We start from the raw sequence: 20850 nt of genomic DNA, 5'->3' as shown, positions 1-20850 counted from the left end.
ATTGCCAGCCGGACTTGCCCAATGGAAATTGCCATGAACTCCCATCTGATGATGTCGCGGCGCTTCGCGCCTCTCTTCTGGACGCAATTCCTCTCGGCCTTCAACGACAATTTCCTGAAGAACACGCTGGTGTTCCTCATTCTCTTCACGCTGGCGAAGGATCAGGCCGCGTCGCTGGTGACGCTGGCCGGCGCCGTTTTCATGGCCCCCTTCCTGCTGCTTTCGGCATTGGGCGGCGAGATCGCCGATCGTTTCGACAAGGCGCTGATCGCCAAGCGGCTGAAATTCACCGAGATCGCCGCGGCCGCGGTTTCCGTCGCCGGCATCGCGCTGTCGTCGATCCCCGTGCTGATGACGGCGCTGTTGATGTTCGGCGTCATCTCGGCGCTGTTCGGGCCGATCAAATACGGCATCCTCCCCGATCATCTCGAGCGCAAGGAACTGCCCAAGGCCAATGCCTGGATCGAGTCGGCCACCTTCGCCGCGATCCTCGGCGGCACCATCGCCGGCGGCGTCGTCTCCGCCGACGGCATCGGCGTCGCGGTGTTCGGGCCGATCATGATGGCGCTGGCCGTCGGTTGCTGGTTGGTCAGCCGCTACATCCCCGCCACCGGTTCGGCGGCGCCCAACCTCGTCATCGACAAGAACATCTTCCGCTCGACCTGGCGGCAAGTCACCGAATTGCGCACCGACACGCGCATCTGGCGCGCCGGCCTGATGACCTCGTGGTTCTGGCTGGTCGGCGCCATCGTGCTTTCGATCCTGCCGGCGATGATCAAGGATTCGCTCGGCGGCAACGAGATCGCCGTCACCGCCTATCTTGCGGTGTTCGCCGTCTCCATCGCCATCGGCTCGGCGATCGCCGCCTGGATGTCGCAAGGGCGCATGGTGCTGCTGCCGGCGCCGGTCGGCACCGCGCTGCTGGCGCTGTTCGGCCTGCATCTTGCGTGGACCATCGGCAGCATGCAGCCCTCGCCCAAGGCCGAGACGCTTGCCGCCTTCTTCGCCGGCCCCAACACCATCCGTGTCGCCATCGACCTCGCCGGCATGGCCATTGCCGCTGCCTTCCTGGTGGTGCCGACCTTCGCCGCCGTGCAGGCCTGGTCGCCCGAGGCGCGCCGCGCCCGCGTCGTCGCCGCGGTGAGCATCGTCAATGCCGGCTTCATGACCGTGGGCGGCATCCTCGTCGCCGCCATCCAGGCCGCCGGCGTCTCCATCGCGGGCATCCTGTTCGGCCTCGTCGTCGCCAATGCCATCGCCGCCTGGCTGATGCTGAAATACCTGCCGACCAATCCGTTCCGGGATTTCGTCTCGATCCTGTTCCGCGCCTTCCTGCGCCTGGAGGTCGAGGGCATCGAGAATCTCAAGGCGGCCGGCAAGGCGCCGATCCTGGCGCTCAACCATGTCAGCTTCCTCGACGGCCCGCTGGCGCTGACGCTGACCGACGAGGAGCCGGTCTTCGCCATCGACTACACGATCGCCCAGGCCTGGTGGATGAAGCCGTTCATGAAGCTTGCCCGCGCCTTGCCGCTCAATCCGGCCAAGCCGATGTCGACCCGCACGCTGATCAAGATCGTGCAGGGCGGCGATCCGCTGGTCATCTTCCCGGAAGGCCGCATCACCGTCACCGGCGGCCTGATGAAGGTCTATGACGGCGCCGCCATGGTTGCCGACAAGACCGGCTCGATGGTGGTGCCGGTGCGCATCGACGGGCTGGAAAAGAGCTATTTCTCGCGACTCTCCTCGCAGCATGTGCGCCGCCGCCTGTTCCCGAAGGTCAAGGTGACCATACTGGAGCCGGTGAAGCTCGACGTGCCGCAGGAACTGAAGGGCCGCCAGCGCCGCGCCGCGGCCGGCGCAGCGCTCTACCAGGTGATGTCGGACCTCGTCTTCCGCACGCAGGACATCGACAAGACCGTGCTGGAGAAGATTATCGAGACAGCCAACGAGCGCGGCATGAAGGAGCTTGCCGTGCAGGATCCGGTCACCGGTTCGCTGAGCTACGGCAAGCTGCTGACGGCCGCCGCCGTGCTCGGCGAGAAGTTCGAACATCTCTATGCCGGACAAAAGACGCTGGGCATCATGCTGCCCAACGCCAACGGCGCCTGCGCGGCCCTGCTCGGCGTCATGTCGTCCGGCAAGGTGCCGGCGATGATCAACTTCACCGCGGGTGCCGCGAACATCCTGTCGGCCTGCAAAGCGGCCGAGGTGCGCACCGTGCTCACCTCCCGCGCCTTCGTCGAGCAGGCAAAGCTCGGCCCGATGGTCGAGGAGATCGGCCGCTCGGTCGACATCGTCTGGCTCGACGATCTGCGCGCCACGATCGGCCTCAAGGACAAGCTGCTCGGACTGTTGCGCAAGGCGACGCCGCGAGTGGCGCGCAAGGCTGACGACCCGGCGGCGATCTTGTTCACCTCGGGCTCGGAGGGCACGCCCAAGGGCGTGGTGCTGACCCACCGCAACATCCTGGCCAATGCCGCCCAGGCCGCCTCGCGCATCGACTTCCACTCGGGCGACAAGGTGTTCAACGTGCTGCCGATCTTCCACTCCTTCGGCATGACGGCGGGCACGGTGCTACCGCTTATCTCCGGCGTGCCGGTCTATTTCTACCCCTCGCCGCTGCACTACCGCATCGTGCCGGAACTGATCTATGCGTCGAACGCGACGATCATCTTCGGCACCGATACGTTCCTCGCCGGCTACGCCCGCACGGCGCATCCTTACGACTTCCGCTCGGTGCGCTACTGCTTCGCCGGCGCCGAGCCGGTCAAGGCCGCCACGCGCACGACCTACATGGAAAAGTTCGGCCTGCGCATCCTGGAGGGCTACGGCGTGACCGAGGCCGCACCGGTGATCGCCATCAACACGCCGATGTACAACAAGTCGGGCAGCGTCGGCAAAATCATGCCCGGCATGGAGTACCGGTTGGAGCCGGTGCCCGGCGTCGACGAAGGCGGGCGGCTTTACGTGCGCGGCCCCAACGTCATGGCCGGTTACCTGCGCGCCGAGAATCCGGGCGTGCTGGAGACGCTGGAAGACGGCTGGCACGACACCGGCGACGTCGTCACGGTCGACGACGCGGGCTTCATCTCGATCCGCGGCCGCGCCAAGCGCTTCGCCAAGATCGCCGGCGAGATGGTCTCTCTTGCCGCGATCGAGGCGCTGGCCGGGGAGCTGTGGAAAGGAGCGCTCTCGGCTGTCGCCACGGTGCCGGACGCGCGCAAGGGCGAGAAGCTGATCCTGATCACGGAGGCTTCCGGCGCGACGCGCGCGGACTTCCTGGCCTTCGCCAAGGCGAACGGCGCCATGGACCTGATGGTGCCGGCCGAAGTGCGCGTCGTGCCGAAGGTGCCGGTGCTCGGTTCCGGCAAGCTCGACTTCGCCGGCGTGACCCGGATGGTGCGCGGCGCGGAAGAGCTGAAGGTCAAGGCCGCCTGATCCTGCAGACTCGCATCGAGCATGCCTTTGACGCAATTAAGCCGCGGCGCACTTTTGGGCGACATACATCAGGTGCCGACATCGGCCTTGCCGGCTTGGGCGAGCATCTCCACAAATCTCGTCACCTTGGGCGGACGGAAGCGGGCAGCCGGATAGACGGCATGGATGCCGCCGGAGGGCAAGGCCCAGCCGGGTAGAACGGGCACCAGCCGGCCGGCCGCCATATGGCCGCCCAAAGCGAAGTCTGGAAGGATGGACATGCCGGCGCCGGCCAAAGTAGCCTCCAGAACGGCCGGCGTGGCGTTGATTGTCAGCCCGAGCTTCATCCGCACTGTACGCCGATCGTGCTCACCTCGCGCAAAACGCCAAACGAGCGGCTCTTTCAACGCGGCATTCGCGATGAAGGGCAAGTCGGACAGGTCCTCAGGCTCGGCGGGCGAAAGACTCCGCGCCAGATCAGGCGCGGCCACGAGAAACTGCTTGAAGGAACCGATCCGGCGTGCCTGAAGACTTGAGTCCGCTAGCCACCCTGCACGGATCGACAGATCAATCTGGTTCGCGATCAGATCGATCCTGGTGTCCGAAAGCATCAGGTCAACGCGACATGCCGGATAGGCACGACAGAACCGGGCTGCAAGCGGCGCTATGGTGGCGGTGCCATAATCATTCGGCGCGGTGACGCGCAGAACGCCCACCGGCTGGGCGTTTGTCTGGGCGAGCTCGTCGAAGGCCGCCTCGGCCTCCCGCAGAATCGTCATGCATCGCGCGTGAAGCTGCCGCCCCGCCTCGGTCGGCTCAACGCGCCTGGTCGTGCGAAGCAGGAGGCTTGTCTTCACGTCCTGTTCAAGTCGCGCCACCTGCTGGCTCACGACAGTCTTGGTGATGCCGAGACGTTCAGCCGCCCGCGTGAAGGAACCTGCCTCCACCACGGCGGCGAAGTAGGCCAGCCTATTGAGGTTGATCGCTTCCATGGTGGTCGCTCCGCAAGATTGTGTGCCTTCAGCTTACATTGAATTCAATTCATTGGGATTTATCGATCAATACGAATGGCGCATTTTTTGTGCGTCGAGTTCAGCCACCGCCTGATCCGCCCAACGTTCGAAGGCCCCCGCATGACGGCAAACATCTTTCCCGCAATCGGCCAGATGTACGAGGCTCGCCTGGGCGAACTCGCGTTTCATTTGAAGTTCGACAGCGACGGGCAAAGCATGCGGTTTGCCCCCGCGCAAGCGGACGACTTCGGCAAGGCGGAGGCGGTGACCTATCGGGCAGTCGCCATTCGTCAGGGCGTGTTCATGGTGACCTGGATTGAGGCTGACGGCACGACCGTGACCCACATCGAGGATTTCGAGAACGGGGTCGTCCACACAAACATCACACGGCCCGACCGCAGCTTCCTCAATTTGTCCGGCACTTGGACCCGGTTGACCTAGCCCCGGCTTCGGGCGCGCAGACAGATTTCTTTGCCATCACATAAGGAGGTTCAAATGTTCACCAGGAGACAGATCATGAAAACTTCCGTTGCCATCGCCGCAGCCGCTTTTGCTCCCGCCGATATCGGCCGTGCCGCCGGAACCGGGCTCGTCTGGAAGCACTTTCCCGCCGGTCCGAACGGCTTCTTCCGTGCCCCGGTCCTGCTTTCCGGGGCTACCGAGGCGCTGCTCATCGACGGCGGCTTCACCTATCCGGACGGCCGCGCGCTGGTCGAGGCAGTCAAGGCCAGCGGCAAGAAGCTGACCACGATCTATGTCAGCCAGTCGGATCCGGACTATTATTTCAGCCTCAAACCGGTGCGTGAAGCTTTCCCGGAGGCCAAGGTCATCGCCGCATCGGAAACGGTGGCTGCGATCAAGGTCTCGGTCGAGAAGAAGCTCGCCGTCTGGGGGCCCCAGCTCAAGGAAAACGGACCGCAGGCCCTGGCCGACATCGTCCTGCCGGAAGCCTTTGACGGTCCGTCGCTGACGGTGGACGGCGATACGGTGGAGATCGTTACCGCCGAGGGCCTCGCCAACCGCCGCTACCTCTGGGCGTCATCGCTGAACGCGGTGTTCGGTGGCGTCCTGGTCTTCGCCGGCGTGCACGTCTGGACCGCCGACACGCCCACGAAGGAAGAACGCGCGGCCTGGGTTGCCAATCTCGACAAGATCGCAGCGCGCAAGCCGGCTATCGTCGTGCCGGGGCACATGACGCCGGAGGCGCCGGTCGACATCTCGGCCGTCGAGCACACCAAGACCTATCTGCTGGCCTTCGAGGAAGAACTCGCCAAGGCCACCGACGCCGCCGCGCTGAAGGCCGCGATGGAGGCTCGCTTCCCGAACCTCGGCATGGGTGTCGCCCTCGACATCGGCTCGAAGGTCGCCAAGGGCGAGATGAAGTGGGGCTGAGATGATCAGCAATCTCGAACTGATCCGCAGGACCTATGAAGGCTCCTCCGCGGAGAACGGCGGCAATCTGCTCGCCGTTGTCTCGCCCGATGTCGAATGGACAGAGGCCGAAGGCTTTCCTTATGCCGGCACTTACGTCGGCGTGGAAACCCTGATGAAAGGCGTTTTCCAGCGCTTGGCCACCGAATGGACCGGCTATCGCGCGAATGTGCATAGCTATCTTGCCGATGGCGACCGGGTCGCCGCCTTCGGCGTGTATTCGGGCACCTACAATGCCACGGGCAAAGCGATGACCGCTCCCTTCGCCCACCTCTATGAATTGAGGGACGGCCGGATCATTCGCATGCGGCAATATGTGGACACCGTCCTGGTCGCCCGCGCACTCAGCTGACATCCGATTTCAAGGAAAGAGACTAAATGAAAAACCTCAGAATCTTTGGCGCCGCCCTCATCGCCGCGGCCACCCTGGCGACTTCCGCGAGTGGGGAAACGGCAAAACCAGCCAAGAAGGTCATCCTGCAGCAATATGAGCTCACTCAGAAAAACAAGACGATTGTCCTTCAGGCCTATCAGGAGCTTTTCGGCGATCACGATCTGACCGCGCTGGATCGCTATTGGGCCGCAAACTATATCCAGCACAATCCGACGATGACAGATGGTCGCGACGCTGTGAAACAATTGCTTGAGAAGATGGGCGTTTCCCATTGGCCGAAGCAGAAGGTCGACTTCAAGCGCGTCATCGCGGAGGGCGACCTCGTAATGACCCAGGTCGTACAGCCGAAATTCGGCGACAGCCCAGAAACGGTCATCGTTGACATTTTCCGTGTAGAAAATGGCAAAATCGCCGAGCATTGGGATGTAATGCAGCCTGTCCCTGCGGATGCCGTCAACAAAAGGTCGATGTACTGACCTGGATTTTCTCAACGGAAAATCTGGCACCGAGGGCCCCTGCTTGGCGCCTCGCTATCGTCCGGAATGAATTCGCTCCAGGTGCGCAAATTGGGAGCATCCATGACGCCCGGCGTCGAGCTGAGGTTCAATATCGAGCGGCCGGGGAAATGTGAGGCGTCCCGGCCGCTCGCTAGCGCCTTCTTGCCTGCTCTGTGCACTTCCTTGGTCAACGAGCGGTGAGTGAACGATTTCCGCCGTTGCGGCGGAGATGATTAGCATGTTAAGTTATTTGTCGGTTGCATCGGCGCTGCCGTTGCTTCTCAAAATCCCGCATCAAGACGGGAGACGGAACGAAATGGAGGAAACGATGCACGGCCACCATGTGAGCGTCGCCGACGGCGAAGCCTTCCTGTCCGCCTCGCGGATGCTGTTCGGCCCGATCACCCAGCGCTTCTCTCGCGGCGAGGCGCCGTCGCTGCCGAAGCTGGTCTCGGTCAATCTCGGCGCCTGCCGCCTGTCCGAGATCAGGGCCAAGTCGCATCTGGTTCTCAACGACCGCGCCTTCTGGCGCAGCTTCGATCCCGACGCGATCAAGATCCTGATGCAGCGCAAGGGCCGCAGCCGCTTCGAGCAGCAGCAGGTTGCCGTCGATCTCGGGCCGCGCGCGGCGATCATCTACGACCCGGTGCGCAGCTATTCGCTGCAAAACCTTTCCGATGTCGACCAGCTCATCCTGCAGGTGCCGCGCTCGACTTTCGGCGACGAGACGCTGGCGCGGCTTTCGGCGCCGCTGCCGCTGCCGGGCGAGGACGACAGCCTGACCCATATCGTGTCGGGCCTGATGCAGATGGCGATCGGCGAGGCACACAAGCTCGACGAAGCCGGCTGCCGCCGCGTCGGCGAGAGCCTGATCCAGCTCGTCAACGGCCTGATCCAGGCCAAGCCCATGGCGCCGGAATTCCGCCGCTCGCCGCTGGAAGCGCTGCGCGAGCGCATCGTCGCCTATATCGACGCCAACCTTTCGCGCAGCAATCTCTCGGCCGAGGACATCGCCCGCCACATGGGCTGCTCGCGCCGCTACCTCCACCGCGCTTTCGAGGGCGAAGGCATGACCCTGGAACGCTTCGTCTGGGACCGGCGGCTGGAGCGCAGCAAGGAGGAGTTGCTCTCCCCCGCCCGTGGCTCGGCCTCGATCTCGGAAATCGCCTTCGCCTGCGGCTTCAATTCCAGCGCGCATTTTTCACGAGCGTTCAAGAGCAAGTATGATATCGCGCCGCGTGAGTTAAGGGAGAGGGTGCGGACGATGGTGCATTGAGGGTAACGCCGGCTGCTCTGAGCGGCCCAGGTTCACCGGTTCGGTCATCAGAGAAGCCTTTTGACCCTCGGTTCGCGCAGCCAACTTGGCCGTCGAACCACAATAATTCGTCGGCTCTCAACTAGGTAGATATTCACGGCTCCAGCACTCGCTGATTGCTCCTCCGGATAAAAGGCCTTCGATCTGAGCCTCGCTGTATCCAAGCGACATAAGAACCGAGCGCGTCGAAGCGCCGTACTTCTCCGCCGGCGGCATGGCGTAGACCTTTGCGACCGTTGGGCGGATCGCGTACGGGTCAAGCTGCGTCACCACATGCCCGCTCGGGTGATCGTGATAGACCGAGAATGAATAGCTACCGTTGCGCGTCCCCGGAGCGGCGTCCGCCGGTCGCGAATTCCTTGATCTGATCGTCTCGATGTTTTCGCAGATAGCCGCTCCAACATCGGCCGCCCTGAGACGGGTCAGCCATGTCTCGGCAGAGCCTTTCATCAGCGCTCCCGTCAGATAGTGCACGCGGTCTTCCTTCGGGGATCGAGCGATGCCCTCGAGGCCCTCCACTTTGGCCAAGCGCGGTATATCCGCCTCCAAAGCACTCAGCAGAACGCTTTGTCCGGACGCTGTATCGTAGACATGAGTGAGGGCGTCGTTGCCTTTGACCCGAGGCCCGGCCGCTTCGCTGAATGGCTGGCGACCCTGGTAGTCGTAGCAGAACGGCATCTGCGCGAGGCCGCTCAGCGCGGACAGCGAGGTCCGCGCTCGACCGATCCGCCCGGTTCTGGACTTCTGATAGAGGGCTGCGGCGATGCCGAGCGCCGCGCCGAACCCGCACATGACGTCGATGGTGCCGACGTGGGCGTGCTCCTCGGGTGTGTCCATGGACCCGCCGAATCGCTGCATGATGCCCGTGGCCGCCTGCACCAGGTCGTCATAGCCGAGATAGTCGGTGCGTGGCCCGCGACGCACGCCGCCGAAGCAATCGAGCTGGCAAAAGATCGCTTTCGGATTGAGCTCGCGCAGACCATCGAGATCGAGCCCCTTGTCCTTGACCTGGCGCTCAGTCGCATTCCAGACGATGACGTCGACCGACTTGACCAGCGCTTCGAAAACAGCGCGGCCGTCCGGCGACCCTAAATCGGCAAGCACCGAGCGCTTGCCGCGCATGTGGGTCATGCCGAAAATCACTGTGTTCCAGCAATCGTAAAGCGGCTTCGCCGGATCGATCTTGATGACCTCCGCCCCGAAGCGGGCGAGATAGGAAGCCGAATGCGGGCCGGCAATGACGTTGCAGAGATCGAGGACCCGCACGCCGTCCAGCCATCCTGCTTGCGCGCCGGTGGACGGAACCGAACGCGGTTCTGTCGGATGTTCGGACAGGGCCGCCATTGCAACGTCGAAACCGGCCCAATACCGGGGCGTCGGGCTCAGCATGACCTCGCCACTCTCTTCAAGCCAGGCCATAGGGCCAGGCTGGATCATGCGTCCATAAACGGGGTCGTCGACCTCGATCATCAGGCCGGCGCATTCGGCGTGATCGTCACTGATCCATTCTTGCAGCCAACGCTGCGGCGCGCCAGGAAACTGCCCCTTGCCAAAGATACGTTCCCATTCCTTGGCGGTTCGGGTCAGGAACACCGCCTTCATGCGCGCCGCAATCTTGTCGGCCCAGTATTTCGGCAAGGGGTAGACGCCAAGCGAGACATCGGAGGTCCATTCACTGACCGGCAGATAGGTGTCGGCTTCCTCCCTCAATCCTTCCGCAACGAGCTCGTCATAGAGGCCGAGAGCCTTCAGGCAGCGCTTGGCGTGATTTTTGTGACTCGGACAGACCACATAGAACATGCGCCCATCCTTGCATTTGTAGCTGCGATAGAACGGGTCGAGCAACTCCTGCAGGGCCTCGTAGGAGAGGTCCATCGGCAAGCCTTCGGCACGTCTGCGTTCGATCTCGCTTTCCCGCTGGGTCTTGTAGCGAAGCGGATAGTTGTCGATCTTGATCGAGTTGTAGGCGAGACCTTCCATGACCGCGCAGGCGAGCGGCACTTCGATTTGGTCGCCCGTTCCGGTACGTTCGCGCGCCTGAAGTGCCAGAACGGTTGCCGAGGCAGCCAGCATCGTGCCGTAGGCGGAGGCCAGCGGGAGTGGCGAGAAGGAGGGGTTGACGCCCATCAAGACGCGGTTGAGCCCCATATCCGTGAAGACACCCGAGGACGCGGCGATGACGGCTTCGAAAGCCCGCCATTCGCGACGGAGTTGATCGTTGGACGCAAAGCCGGGGATAGAGACGGTGATCAACTCCGGCCGCGCCCGACGAAGTTCGGCGAAATCGATGCCGAGGCGGCTGAGCACGCTCGGGCGAAAATTCTCGACGACGATGTCGGCTTGCTCGACCAGGGATCGTGCTTGCGCGAGTCCCGCCTTGGTCTTCAAATCGATGGAAACGATCAGCTTGTTCCGGTTGAGCGTGGCGTTGGCTGGGCTGTCCCACAGCGGACCCGATGGCGGATCCACATGCACGACCGTGGCGCCGAGATCGCCAAGGATCATCGCCACGGCCGGTCCCGCGATGTACTGGCCGAAATCGACGACCTTGATGCCGTGCAGCGGAAGGGTTGAACGATGCATCTTTTTCGCCTGGTCAATTGATGGGTCGGAAGCAGCTGTCATGCGTGACCTCGCGCCCGCGCCTCTCGAATGATCAGCCGCGCTGCCTTTTCGGCGATCATAAGCGTCGGCGCGTTGGTGTTTCCGCTGGTGATACTCGGCATGATACCGGCGTCCACGACGCGCAGACCTTGTATACCCCTGACGCGCAAATGGCTGTCGACGACAGCCATCGCGTCTCCGTCGTGCCCCATTTTCGTCGTGCCGACCGGATGAAAAATGGTGTTGGCGATGTCGCCCGCAAGCTTCGCGAGTTCCGCATCGCTCTGGAACTCGACGCCAGGTTTCCATTCGACGGGTTTGTACTTTGCAAGCGCTGGCTGTGACACGATGGTGCGAATCTGCCGGATACTGTCGGCGGCGATCTGGCGGTCTTCCGCCGTGCTGAGATAGTTCGGCGCGATCGCCGGAGCGTCGCTGCCGCGTTTCGAGCGGACGCGCACGCTGCCACGACTGGTCGGGTTGAGATTGCACACGCTGGCCGTGATTGCCGGCACCGTGTGGAGAGGTTCGCCGAACGCGTCAAGGCTGAGCGGTTGAACATGATATTCCAAGTTCGCGTAGGGCTGGCCCTTGTCGGAACGCGCGAAGGCGCCCAGTTGTGACGGCGACATGCTCATAGGTCCGCTGCGGCGCAACGCATATTCGAGACCGATCTTGGCCTTGCCGAAAAGGCTGTTGGCCAGCGTGTTGAGTGTTTTGACGCCACTGACCTTGAACACGGCCCGTATCTGCAGGTGGTCTTGCAAGTTTTCGCCGACGCCCGGCAAGTTCAGTTCAACGGGGATCCCGTGCCGCTGAAGCAGCCCCGCCGGGCCGATTCCGCACAATTGTAGAATCTGCGGTGAGCCGATTGCGCCGGCCGAGAGTATGACCTCCCCATCAACTCGGACGGTCACCTCCCGCCCGCCGCGCTGCACGACGACGCCGACGCAGCGCTTTCGTCCTTGCGGACCAGACTCGATGAGCAGCCTTTCAGCCTGGGCTTCGGTCCAGATGACGAGATTGGTCCGGTTGCGGGCCGGACGTAGAAAGGCCTTGGAGGTGTTCCACCGCCAGCCGGATTTCTGATTGACCTCGAAATACCCCACGCCTTCATTGTCGCCGCTGTTGAAGTCGATTGATCGCGGAATACCTGCCTCCACTGCCGCCTCCGCGAAGGCCTCAAGGATCTCCCAACTTAGGCGTTGCTTCTCTATTCGCCACTCGCCACCGTGCCCATGCATGTCGGAAAATCGGCTATTGCCACCCGTTGGGGGATCTTCGCCTGCATCGAGGCGGTAATGATCTTCATGAGCCTTGAAGTCCGGCAGGACGTTTGCCCATGCCCAGGCATCGTCGCCGGTCTGCGCGGCCCAATTGGCATAGTCGCGCGCTTGGCCGCGCATATAGATCATGCCGTTGATCGAGGAGCAGCCGCCTAGCGTCTTGCCACGCGGGTAACGCAAGGACCGCCCGTTCAATCCGGCGTCGGGCTCGGTCTTGTACAGCCAATCCGTCCGCGGATTGCCGATGCAGTATAGATAGCCGACCGGAATATGAATCCAGGGATAGTTGTCGTTCTTGCCGGCCTCCAGCAAAAGGATGCGCTTGGATGGATCGCGGCTCAGCCGGTTGGCAAGCAGGCAACCGGCCGAACCGGCGCCGACGACGACATAGTCGAACGTATGATTGGTTGGCGAAGAAACACGGGATCTCATTAGGGAGCGACCCTGTTCAGGCGGCGGCTGCATGGTATTCGTGGCGAGGCATTATAAGGTACGTTCGCTTGAAGCGTCATTTGTGGCGCACTCCTCCCTCATCCGGATAACCGATAGTGCGGGACGAGTGGGAAAATCCAATGACAAATAGCTCTTACAATTATAACCTCGATTAATAATGCATCGCCCGCTTGATTTGAGAACGTTGAGGGCCTTTGTCACCGTCGCCCGCGAGGGAAACGTAACCCGCGCGGCCGACCAGCTGCACCTCACTCAGCCGGCGATCAGCCTGCAGTTGAAGCGATTGGCGCAAGATACAGGCATCACGCTTTTCCGTCGCACCGCCACCGGGTTGGAACTCACCCGGGACGGCGCCCTGCTTGCGGCCAAGGCCGAGCAGGTGCTCGCCTCGCTGGTGGATTTCAGCCAGACCGCCCGACACCTGACCACGCAGCTGCGCGGCAGGCTGAGGATCGGCACAATCATCGATCCGGAATTTACCCGGCTGGGTGCCTTTCTGAAGGCGCTGGTCGAGAGCGGGCCTGGAATTGAAACGGAGCTTCGCCACGGCATGAGCGGCGAGGTGCCCGAGATGCTGACAAAGGACGAGTTGGACGCCGGATTCTTCCTTGGCGACATCAAGGATTTCGATGCCGTCGCGGGCCTCGCGGCTGGGGCTCAGGAGCAGCTCTTCCATGTCAAGGAATTGGCGCGGTTGACTTACCATGTTGTCGGGCCACCGTCGCTCGGAGGTGTTATACGAGGCCAGGATTGGACCGGCCTCGCCACTCTGCCGTGGATCGGCACCCCACATGCGTCGGTGCATAACCGGCTGCTGTCGCGACTGTTTGCCAGGCTCGGCGTACGCCAGAACGTGGTCGCATCCGTTGATCAGGAAGCCTCAATGCTGGCGATGGTACGCACCGGCGTCGGCCTCAGCCTTTGCCGTGAATCCATCGCCCTGCATGAACAACAGGCCAATGGATTGGTCATCGCCGACGTCAAAGTGGAAACAACGCTCAGTTTCGTTTGCCTGAACGCGCGCATTCTCGATCCAAGCATCGCCCACGCCTTCGATGCCATTCAGCGAGTGTGGGGATAAGCGGCAAACGGTGCGCTTCGACGCTGGTCAGTCTCCACGCGTTCGACCTGGACCTTATAGTCGCAGTTGCGAACGAGCGCGGCGAAGGCTGATGCTTGCCGACGGGGCCAACGCCGGCACGGCAGGATACGCGGTCGGCTATGACAGCCCCTCGCAGTTCAGCCGCGAATATCGGCGCCTGTTCGGCGCCCCGCCCCGTCAGGACATCGAGCGCCTTTAGGCCACACCCGGTTCGGCTGCGGCCTATTAAGCCTTCGGCTGAGCCGCAGCGCAGCTTGTCCAACGGGCCAGCTTGCACCGCCGAAGATTTCGTCAGCGCGATCGCCGCTCAGGCCGCGTATCTTGCCATGACGGGCTGCCTCGACCACTGGGCGTACCATGTGTCGAACAGCTTGAGCTGCTGCTCGGCATAGCCGCGTTGGCTGTCGCTCAAGGCGTCCGTCTCGTTGAAGTGCAGCCTGTATTCGGGGCCACCCTTCAGCACCATCATGTGCTTGAAATAGAGCACAAGGTCCGGGCCCTCGTCGAAAGAGGACAGCACGGCCAACGCCGCGTCCAGTTCCTGCGCCAGCCGGCGCGCTTCGGCATCGCCCTTGGCCGCCGCCTGGCTGAGGCCGACGAGATGCAGCACTTCCCTGGGCAGGACATTGCCTATGCCGGTGATGGCCCCGGACGCCCCGCAATTGACGAAACCGTGGACGACGGCGGTATCGACACCGATCATCAGCGCAACCTCATCGTCGCGGCTGGTGATGTTTTCCGCGGCGTAGCGCAGATCCGACGGGCCGCCGAACTCCTTGAAGCCGACCAAGTTCGGATGCTCGGCGCGCAACGCGAAGAAAAGATCGGCGCGCGTGGCAAAGCCGTAGTAGGGACTGTTGTAGATGACGGCCGGCAGGTCGGGGGCGGCGGCAAGGATCGCCTTGAAGTGGTGGCGCTGCGCCGTCACCGACGGCCCGCGCGACAGAACGCGCGGGATGACCATCAGGCCCCGGGCGCCGACCTTTTGCGCATGGGCGGCATGCGCCACGGCGCTGGCGGTGTTGACCGCGCCTGTGCCGACGATCACCGGAACGCCAGCCTTCACCAGGCGCTCGACGCCTTCCATGCGCTGCGCGTCGGTCAACAGCGGCCAGTCGCCCATGGAGCCGCAATAGACGACGGCCGACATGCCGGCGCCGATCAGCTCGCGTCCCTTGCGCACCAGCGCGTCGAAGTCGGGAAGGCGGCCATCGGTGCAAGGCGTCATCAGCGCCGGCATGCAGCCGGAAAAAACATTGGCGGTCATTTTCGGAGTCTCCTTGAGGCGTCACGCGGATGGCTCAGTTTGTCCCGACCGGCACCGCTTGCCAAGCGGATAGTCGCGTTGCGGCGCGAAGAGCGCCTCAAACCACCACCACGATCTTGCCGAACTGCTCGCCCGCCTCGATAAAACGATGCGCCTCGGCGATCTGAGGCCTCCCAATCTCCCCCGTCAGGCCGACTTCAGTCGCCTCGCCTTGCGCCCCAGCCGCATCATCCCCTTCGGCAGGAACAGCATCGCCAGGATGATCGTCAGCCCCGAAATCACCGGGTGGTAGTCCGGCACGACGATGCGGGCAAGATCGAAGACGGCGTACATCACCAGCGCGCCGAGGATTGGGCCGAGCAGCGTGCCGGTGCCGCCGACCACCGTCATCATCAGCGGCAGCAGCATCCAGTCAAGGTCGAACACCGAGTCCGGCCCGACATGGAAAATGTAGAAGGTGTAGAGGCTGCCGGCGATGCCGGCGATGAAGGCGCTTCCGGCGAAGGCTGCGACCTTGACCTTGAGCGTGTCGATGCCGTTGGCGGACGCCGCCATCTCGTCGTCGCGCACGGCGATCAGCGCCAGGCCGTAGCGCGAGCGCATCAGCGCGCGGATGGCCAAAGCGGTGGCGACCGTCAGGCCGAGCCCGACCCAGTAATGCGGCCGCAGCGTGTCGAAGCTGCTCGCGGGAGCGACGATGCCGAAGGCGCCGCCGGTGAAGTCACCGCCATTGACGAACAGCACCTTGACGATCTCGCCAAAGCCGAGCGTGCCGAGCGCGAAATAATCGCCATGCAGTTTCGACAGAAGCGGCAGACCGATGATGACCGCGGCAATCGCCGCGACAATGCCACCCAGCAGCATCGTCACCGGATCGAAATAGTAGATGTTTGGATGGCTGTCATAGAGCGAGCCCCAGAGATAGTTGCCGCTCCACAGGATGGCGGTGGTGTAGGCGCCGAGCCCGAAAAAGGCGTGGCTGCCGAGGCTGATCTGGCCGCCATAACCGGCGACCAGGTTCCAGCTCTGCGCCATGATGGCGTAGAGGAAGACGAAGAACAGGAAGGAGAAATAATAGGCGTCGACGGCGCCCGGCAGGAAGGGTAGCAGCGCGAGCGCCGCGACGACGACGATTGCAATCCATTGCAAGGCCCGGCTCATCGCTCTCATGCCTTCTTGTAAGGACGGCTGAACAGGCCTTCCGGCTTGAACATCAGCACCAGGAGAAAGACGCCGTAGGCGATGGCGTTCGTCCAGCCGCCCGAGATGAAGAACTGGACATAGGCTTCGATCAGGCCGAGCAGGATGCCGCCGGCCAAGGCGCCGGTGACATTGCCGATGCCGCCCAGCGCCAGCGCCACCAGCGCCTTCAGGCTGAAGATGAAGCCGGCGAACGGATTGAACGGAAAGGTCGTCGCAACCGCCACGCCGGCCGCGCCCGCCAGCGAAATGCCGATGGCGAAGGCAATCGCATTGACGCGGTGCGGGCTGATGCCCATAAGGGTCGCGGCGTCCATGTCCTCCGAAGCGGCGCGCACCGCTTTGCCGACGATCGTCTTGCGCAGGAAAAGCATCACCAGCCCGGTGCCGGCGAGCGCGATCAGGAAACCCATGGAGCGGGTAAACGAGGTGCGCACGCCCAGGAGCTCGATGCCGCTCGCCGTATAGCTCGTCACCACGCCGGCGGTGTTGCCGCCCCAGATCACCGTCATCAGGTTCTGGACCAGGAACATCAGGCCGACGGCGATGAGCAGCGAGACGTTGCGGTCTTCCTCGGCGGCCGCCTTGCGGAACAGGCCCTGATAGATCAGCCAGCCGACGCCGAGCCCGACCGGCACGACGATCAACAGCGACAGGAACGGGTCGATGCCGAGGCCGTAGAACAGTGCCCGCACGAAATAGGCGGCGAGGATGATCATCGCGCCCTGGGCGAGGAAGATCAGCCGCATGGTGCCGAAGATCAGACTCAAACCGACGGCGGCGACGCCGTACATGGCGCCGCCGAGCGCGCCGTTGAGCGAGAGCTGGAAGAGGATTTCGGGTGGCGGGAGATTGAACATCTTTCTACTCCAACACGCCCATATAGGCCTTCTGGATTTCGGGATCGGCGATGAGGTCGGCGCCGGTGCCCTGCATGGCGAGCGAGCCCGTCTGCAGCACGAAGGCGTAGTCGGCGACATTCAATGCCTGATGGATGTTCTGCTCGACGAGCAGGATGGTGACGCCCTGGCCGTGCAAGGTCTGGATGAGCGAAAACATCTGCTGCACGACGAGCGGGCTGAGGCCCAACGACGGCTCGTCGAGGATGAGCAGCGACGGCTCCGACATGGTGGCCCGCGCGATCGCCAGCATCTGCTGCTCGCCGCCGGAGAGCGAACCGGCTTTCTGGTGCGCGCGTTCCTTCAGGCGCGGAAAGAGCGTGTAGGCTTTCTCCAGGAGTTCCTTCGTGCGCGGCCGGGCCTTGGGCTGGAAAGCGCCGAGCTCGAGATTCTCCAGCACCGTCATCTGGCGGAACAGGCCTCGCCCTTCCGGCACATGGGCGATGCCCATGCGGGCGATCGCTTCAGGCGCCTTGCCTGTGATCGACTGGCCCGACAGGCGGATGTCGCCCGCCCTGGGTTTCAGCAAGCCGGAAACGGTCCTGAGCAGCGTCGTCTTGCCGGCGCCGTTGGCGCCGACCAGCGCGACGATCGTGCCGGGATCGACATGGAGCGACACGCCCCACAGCGCGCCGACATCGCCATAGGCGACTTCGAGATCGCTTACTTCAAGCAGCCGGTTCGCCAAGATAGGCCTCGATGACTTTGCGGTTCTGGGTGACTTCGCGCGGCGTGCCGTCGGCGATCTTCTCGCCATGGTCGAGCACGATGACGCGGCTGCACACTTTCATGATGGCGTCGACCTTGTGCTCGACCCACAGCATCGAGATGCCTTTCTCGCTACGCACACGCCGGATGACGTCGACCATGCGCTGGATCTCGGTCGGGTTGAGGCCGGCCATCGGTTCGTCAAGCAGAAGCAGCGCCGGATCGGAGGCGACGGCGCGCGCGATCTCCAGCATGCGACGATCGGAGAGCGTCATATGGGCGGTGCGCATGTCGCGCCGCGCCGTCAGGCCGACCAGTTCGAGCGCGGAGTTCGCTGTCTCTGTCGCATGCTTGACCCGCCCCCCTGCCCCGTAGACGGCGCCGACCATGACATTCTCGAAGGCGGTCATGGTGAGGAAGGTGCGCACCAGCTGGAAAGTGCGGGCGATACCCAGCCGCGCGATGCGGTGCGGCGCGATGCCGGTGATGTCCTTGCCGCGAAACCGTACCCGCCCCTCGGTCGGCGCATAGATGGCGGTGATGACGTTGAAGAGCGTCGACTTGCCGGCGCCGTTCGGCCCGATCAGGCCGATCAGCTCGTTGGAGCCGACGGCGATGTCGATGTCGTTGAGCACGACAAGCCCGCCGAAGCGCTTCTTGACCGCCTCGAGGCGCAGCATGGTTCCGTCAGGCTGCATCGTGTTCCCATTATCCCCTTAGTGACGATACCGGGGCGGGTCGCGTTGGCGACCGGCCCCGCCCGCCCGCCTCTCTGATTTTATCAGCGCTTGTCCCAGGCCGGGGCCGGCTTGTAGGTCCAGTTGCCGTCCGGATAGATGAGCTGGTGCTTGCCCTGCCACCATTGCGTGGCGACGCTGGGGATCAGCGCGAAGCCGGTCTCGTCGAATTTCAGGTCACCGACCACGGTGTCCTTGAACTCCTGGCCGAAGATCGCGTCATGGATTGCCGTGGCATCGGTGCTGCCGGCCTTCTCGATCGCCTGCGCCAGCACCTGCGCGTTGGCGTAGAAGGCGCCGACGGTGACGGAGTCCTTCTTGAACTCGGCCTCGTAGCGATCGCCGAGCTCCTTCGCGCCCTTGTAGGGATAGCTCGCCGACCAGAAGCCGTCGGTGAGGATGTAGTCGGAGTCCGGCCCCAGCGCCTCATGGAACTCGCCGGTCCAGGTGCCCTTCCAGCCATGCAGGTAAGGCACGGAGAAGCCGAGCTCCTTCATTTGCCTTAGCAGCGTGACGGTGTCTGCAGGCGAGCCGAAGACCAGCATGGCGTCGACATCCGCCGCCTTGAGCTTGGTGATCAGCGCCGAATAGTCGGTGGCGCCGATCGCCCAGGGATCGTCGACGGCGAAGCTATAGCCGTATTTCTTGGCCGCCGCCTCGAAGGCGCCGCCGAACCCCTTGCCGTCAGGCGAGTCTTCCGAGACCAGCGCCGGATGCTTCGGCTTCTCGCCGGCCGGCAGCTTGTCCCAGATCTGGAACGGCACTTCGGCGCCGGGTCCCGGATGGAAGAAGAACAGCGCCGAATATTTCAGCTTCAACGGCTGCCACTCGAAGGGGAAGGCCGTCGTGATCATATAGAATTTCTTGTATTTCTCAGCGACGATGGCGCCGGCGATGTTCATCGGACCGGAATGGGTCGACAGCAGCGCGTCGACCTTCTGCACCTTGATCAGGTTCTCCAGCGCCGAAGCGACCTTGCCCTCGGAGCTCTCATCATCGGCGACGACGAGCCGGACCGGCAGCTTCTTGCCGGCCGACTTCACCATGATGCCGCCTGATTTGTTGATGTCGGCGACCGCCTGCTCGTAGGCCCATTTCTGCTCCTTGCCGTCGCCGGCAAGCGGCCCAGTCAGCGAGATCGGCGCGCCGATGACGATCTCGTCGCCCGCAGCATTGGCGACGACCGTGCCGCCGGCAGTCAGCGCTGTGGACAGCAAAAGGCCCGCCAGCATTCCCTTTAGACTGATTTCCATTTCCATCCTCCCAGGTTTTCCATCGGGCCGATCCTCCCAAGGCGAGGCCCGCATTCGCTGCGCCTCAGCTCATCGCATCGGCGACCAGCTTGGTGTCGGTGAACTGCTCGAAACTGACGGCCTTGCCGTCGCGCATTTCCCAGACATGGACGACGCGCGCCGTCATCGGCTTGCCGGTCTTCCTGCAGGTGCCCGAATAGGTGCCGATGCCGATAATGGTGGCGCCGCCGTCGACCAGTTTCTCGAGCGCGAAAGTGTAACCGTCCCACTCCTCGCCGATGCGCTTGAAGACGCCGGCGATGACCGCATCGGGGCCGATATAGGTGCCGGCATAGGGAAAGCCGGCCATCTCGGTCCAGGCCGTGCTTTCGGTGATCGGCGCCATCATCGCCGCAAGGTCCTTGGCGTCGGAGCCGGCGTAGTGGGCCTTGATGGCGTCGTAGTTCCTGTTGCTCATGATGCTGATCCCGACGCTCAGACAGGTTCCTGGCCCGGGTCGTAGACGGCCCGGGATTTCTTCTCGATGAAGGCGCCGGCGGGCTTGTTCTCGACCTTGCCCTGGCTCGTCACGCCGAGGAACTTGCCGGTCGAGCGCATCGTGTCCCAGTTGTAGAAGAACAGCGAGGCGACCGGGATGATGAACTCGCGGAAGCCGAAGACATAAAGGTTGTCGGCGAACTTCCAGGTGGTGGCCAGATCGACGTCGCCGTGACCGCGCTGGACGCCGACGAGGTTCTGCCAGGCGTAGCGCTGCGAGCTGAGATAAATGTGCTCGTAAACATGGTTGGGGCTGTAGGTGTAGTGCGCGGTCAACCCGATCAGGTCGCGCGTCGGCGCCGGCTCGCGGCCGGTCGGCGGCACGGCGGGATCGCCCAGAACACCGGCAGCATAGGTCTGCGCCACGCGCGGTTCGCCCTGCGCCTCGCCGGGCTCGCGCACCCGCTCGCGCACCGACAGCACCCGCCGCGTTTTGGTCTCGACGATGAAGGCTTCGTCCTCGACCGGCCTCGCGGCAAAGGTCATGTTGATGAAGAAGACTTGCGGCGCGACTTCCAGCGCCTCGTACCAGTCGGCGCCGGCCTCGTTGCCTTCGCTCCATGCCACCGTGTCCGCGGCGGTGAAGGCGAGATCGATGACGCGGCCGGTTTTCAGCGTGATCTTGAAGGTCCGGCCGCGCAACGCATCGGTTGTCGGCAGCCGGTTGGTGGCGATGCCGGCGGCAAAGTCGTCAAAATGCTTCCAGTCGGCGGGTCTGTTCTGGTCGTTCATCGCCA

At 63.5% G+C, this 20850-nt stretch carries 19 protein-coding genes; 8 read left to right on the top strand and 11 right to left on the bottom strand.

Annotated features, from left to right (window positions below):
• Nucleotides 1-33: 33 nt before the first annotated feature.
• Entirely contained in the window at nt 34-3438 is a 3405-nt protein-coding gene (locus RFM52_RS06025; protein WP_320294596.1) for an acyl-[ACP]--phospholipid O-acyltransferase, read from the top strand.
• 68 nt (nt 3439-3506) lie between these two features.
• Here RFM52_RS06025 and RFM52_RS06020 read toward each other — a convergent pair whose 3' ends face one another.
• Complete coding sequence (locus RFM52_RS06020; RefSeq protein WP_320294595.1) at nt 3507-4409, bottom strand: LysR family transcriptional regulator; 903 nt, start codon at nt 4407-4409, stop codon at nt 3507-3509.
• A gap of 75 nt (nt 4410-4484) precedes the next feature.
• Here RFM52_RS06020 and RFM52_RS06015 point away from each other — a divergent pair, with 75 nt between their 5' ends.
• The 5 genes from RFM52_RS06015 to RFM52_RS05995 all read left to right on the top strand — a co-directional run bounded on the left by RFM52_RS06015 (nt 4485) and on the right by RFM52_RS05995 (nt 8028).
• Nucleotides 4485-4871 (top strand): MoaF-related domain-containing protein, encoded by a 387-nt coding sequence (locus tag RFM52_RS06015; RefSeq protein WP_320294594.1) that lies wholly within the window; start codon nt 4485-4487, stop codon nt 4869-4871.
• Nucleotides 4872-4925: 54 nt separating this feature from the next.
• Nucleotides 4926-5822 (top strand): MBL fold metallo-hydrolase, encoded by an 897-nt coding sequence (locus tag RFM52_RS06010; protein ID WP_320294593.1) that lies wholly within the window; start codon nt 4926-4928, stop codon nt 5820-5822.
• 1 nt (nt 5823) lies between these two features.
• Nucleotides 5824-6213: a nuclear transport factor 2 family protein gene (locus RFM52_RS06005; RefSeq protein WP_320294592.1), complete on the top strand. Its 390-nt coding sequence runs from the start codon at nt 5824-5826 to the stop codon at nt 6211-6213.
• Nucleotides 6214-6239: 26 nt separating this feature from the next.
• Nucleotides 6240-6731: a nuclear transport factor 2 family protein gene (locus RFM52_RS06000; RefSeq protein WP_320294591.1), complete on the top strand. Its 492-nt coding sequence runs from the start codon at nt 6240-6242 to the stop codon at nt 6729-6731.
• A gap of 349 nt (nt 6732-7080) precedes the next feature.
• Entirely contained in the window at nt 7081-8028 is a 948-nt protein-coding gene (locus RFM52_RS05995) for a helix-turn-helix domain-containing protein (RefSeq protein WP_320327838.1), read from the top strand.
• Nucleotides 8029-8145: 117 nt separating this feature from the next.
• Here the strand turns inward: RFM52_RS05995 and RFM52_RS05990 are convergent, their stop codons facing one another.
• Nucleotides 8146-10650 (bottom strand): CoA transferase, encoded by a 2505-nt coding sequence (locus RFM52_RS05990; RefSeq protein WP_320295021.1) that lies wholly within the window; start codon nt 10648-10650, stop codon nt 8146-8148.
• A gap of 38 nt (nt 10651-10688) precedes the next feature.
• Nucleotides 10689-12389 (bottom strand): GMC family oxidoreductase, encoded by a 1701-nt coding sequence (locus tag RFM52_RS05985; RefSeq protein WP_320294589.1) that lies wholly within the window; start codon nt 12387-12389, stop codon nt 10689-10691.
• Between the two features lie 178 nt (nt 12390-12567).
• Between RFM52_RS05985 and RFM52_RS05980 the strand changes: the two genes are divergently transcribed.
• Both RFM52_RS05980 and RFM52_RS32770 read left to right on the top strand, forming a co-directional pair.
• Nucleotides 12568-13491, top strand: a complete 924-nt coding sequence (locus RFM52_RS05980) for a LysR family transcriptional regulator (protein ID WP_320294588.1) — start codon at nt 12568-12570, stop codon at nt 13489-13491.
• Entirely contained in the window at nt 13466-13711 is a 246-nt protein-coding gene (locus tag RFM52_RS32770; RefSeq protein ID WP_347349923.1) for a helix-turn-helix domain-containing protein, read from the top strand. Before RFM52_RS05980 ends, RFM52_RS32770 begins: the two co-directional genes overlap by 26 nt.
• Nucleotides 13712-13819: 108 nt before the next feature.
• Here the strand turns inward: RFM52_RS32770 and RFM52_RS05970 are convergent, their stop codons facing one another.
• From RFM52_RS05970 to RFM52_RS05935, 8 genes are all read right to left on the bottom strand, one after another.
• On the bottom strand, nt 13820-14779 hold the full coding sequence (locus tag RFM52_RS05970) for a dihydrodipicolinate synthase family protein (protein WP_320294587.1): 960 nt from the start codon (nt 14777-14779) through the stop codon (nt 13820-13822).
• A gap of 186 nt (nt 14780-14965) precedes the next feature.
• Nucleotides 14966-15928: a branched-chain amino acid ABC transporter permease gene (locus RFM52_RS05965; protein ID WP_320294586.1), complete on the bottom strand. Its 963-nt coding sequence runs from the start codon at nt 15926-15928 to the stop codon at nt 14966-14968.
• Between the two features lie 17 nt (nt 15929-15945).
• Nucleotides 15946-16839, bottom strand: a complete 894-nt coding sequence (locus tag RFM52_RS05960) for a branched-chain amino acid ABC transporter permease (RefSeq protein ID WP_320294585.1) — start codon at nt 16837-16839, stop codon at nt 15946-15948.
• Between the two features lie 4 nt (nt 16840-16843).
• A complete protein-coding gene (locus tag RFM52_RS05955) occupies nt 16844-17554 on the bottom strand; it encodes an ABC transporter ATP-binding protein (RefSeq protein WP_320295020.1) in 711 nt (236 codons plus the stop codon).
• Nucleotides 17547-18284, bottom strand: a complete 738-nt coding sequence (locus tag RFM52_RS05950) for an ABC transporter ATP-binding protein (RefSeq protein WP_320294584.1) — start codon at nt 18282-18284, stop codon at nt 17547-17549. Before RFM52_RS05950 ends, RFM52_RS05955 begins: the two co-directional genes overlap by 8 nt.
• An 83-nt stretch (nt 18285-18367) precedes the next feature.
• On the bottom strand, nt 18368-19576 hold the full coding sequence (locus tag RFM52_RS05945; RefSeq protein WP_320294583.1) for an amino acid ABC transporter substrate-binding protein: 1209 nt from the start codon (nt 19574-19576) through the stop codon (nt 18368-18370).
• A gap of 64 nt (nt 19577-19640) precedes the next feature.
• Nucleotides 19641-20033 carry a nuclear transport factor 2 family protein gene (locus RFM52_RS05940; protein WP_320294582.1) on the bottom strand — a complete coding sequence of 131 codons (393 nt, stop codon included), beginning with the start codon at nt 20031-20033 and terminating at the stop codon, nt 19641-19643.
• 17 nt (nt 20034-20050) lie between these two features.
• A complete protein-coding gene (locus RFM52_RS05935; protein ID WP_320294581.1) occupies nt 20051-20845 on the bottom strand; it encodes a MoaF C-terminal domain-containing protein in 795 nt (264 codons plus the stop codon).
• Nucleotides 20846-20850: the final 5 nt, after the last annotated feature.

Source organism: Mesorhizobium humile, assembly GCF_033977215.1.
GTDB classification, from domain to species: Bacteria; Pseudomonadota; Alphaproteobacteria; order Rhizobiales; family Rhizobiaceae; genus Mesorhizobium; species Mesorhizobium humile.
The sequence above is the reverse complement of the archived record's forward strand: the minus strand, read 5'-3'. Positions and strand labels throughout refer to the sequence as shown.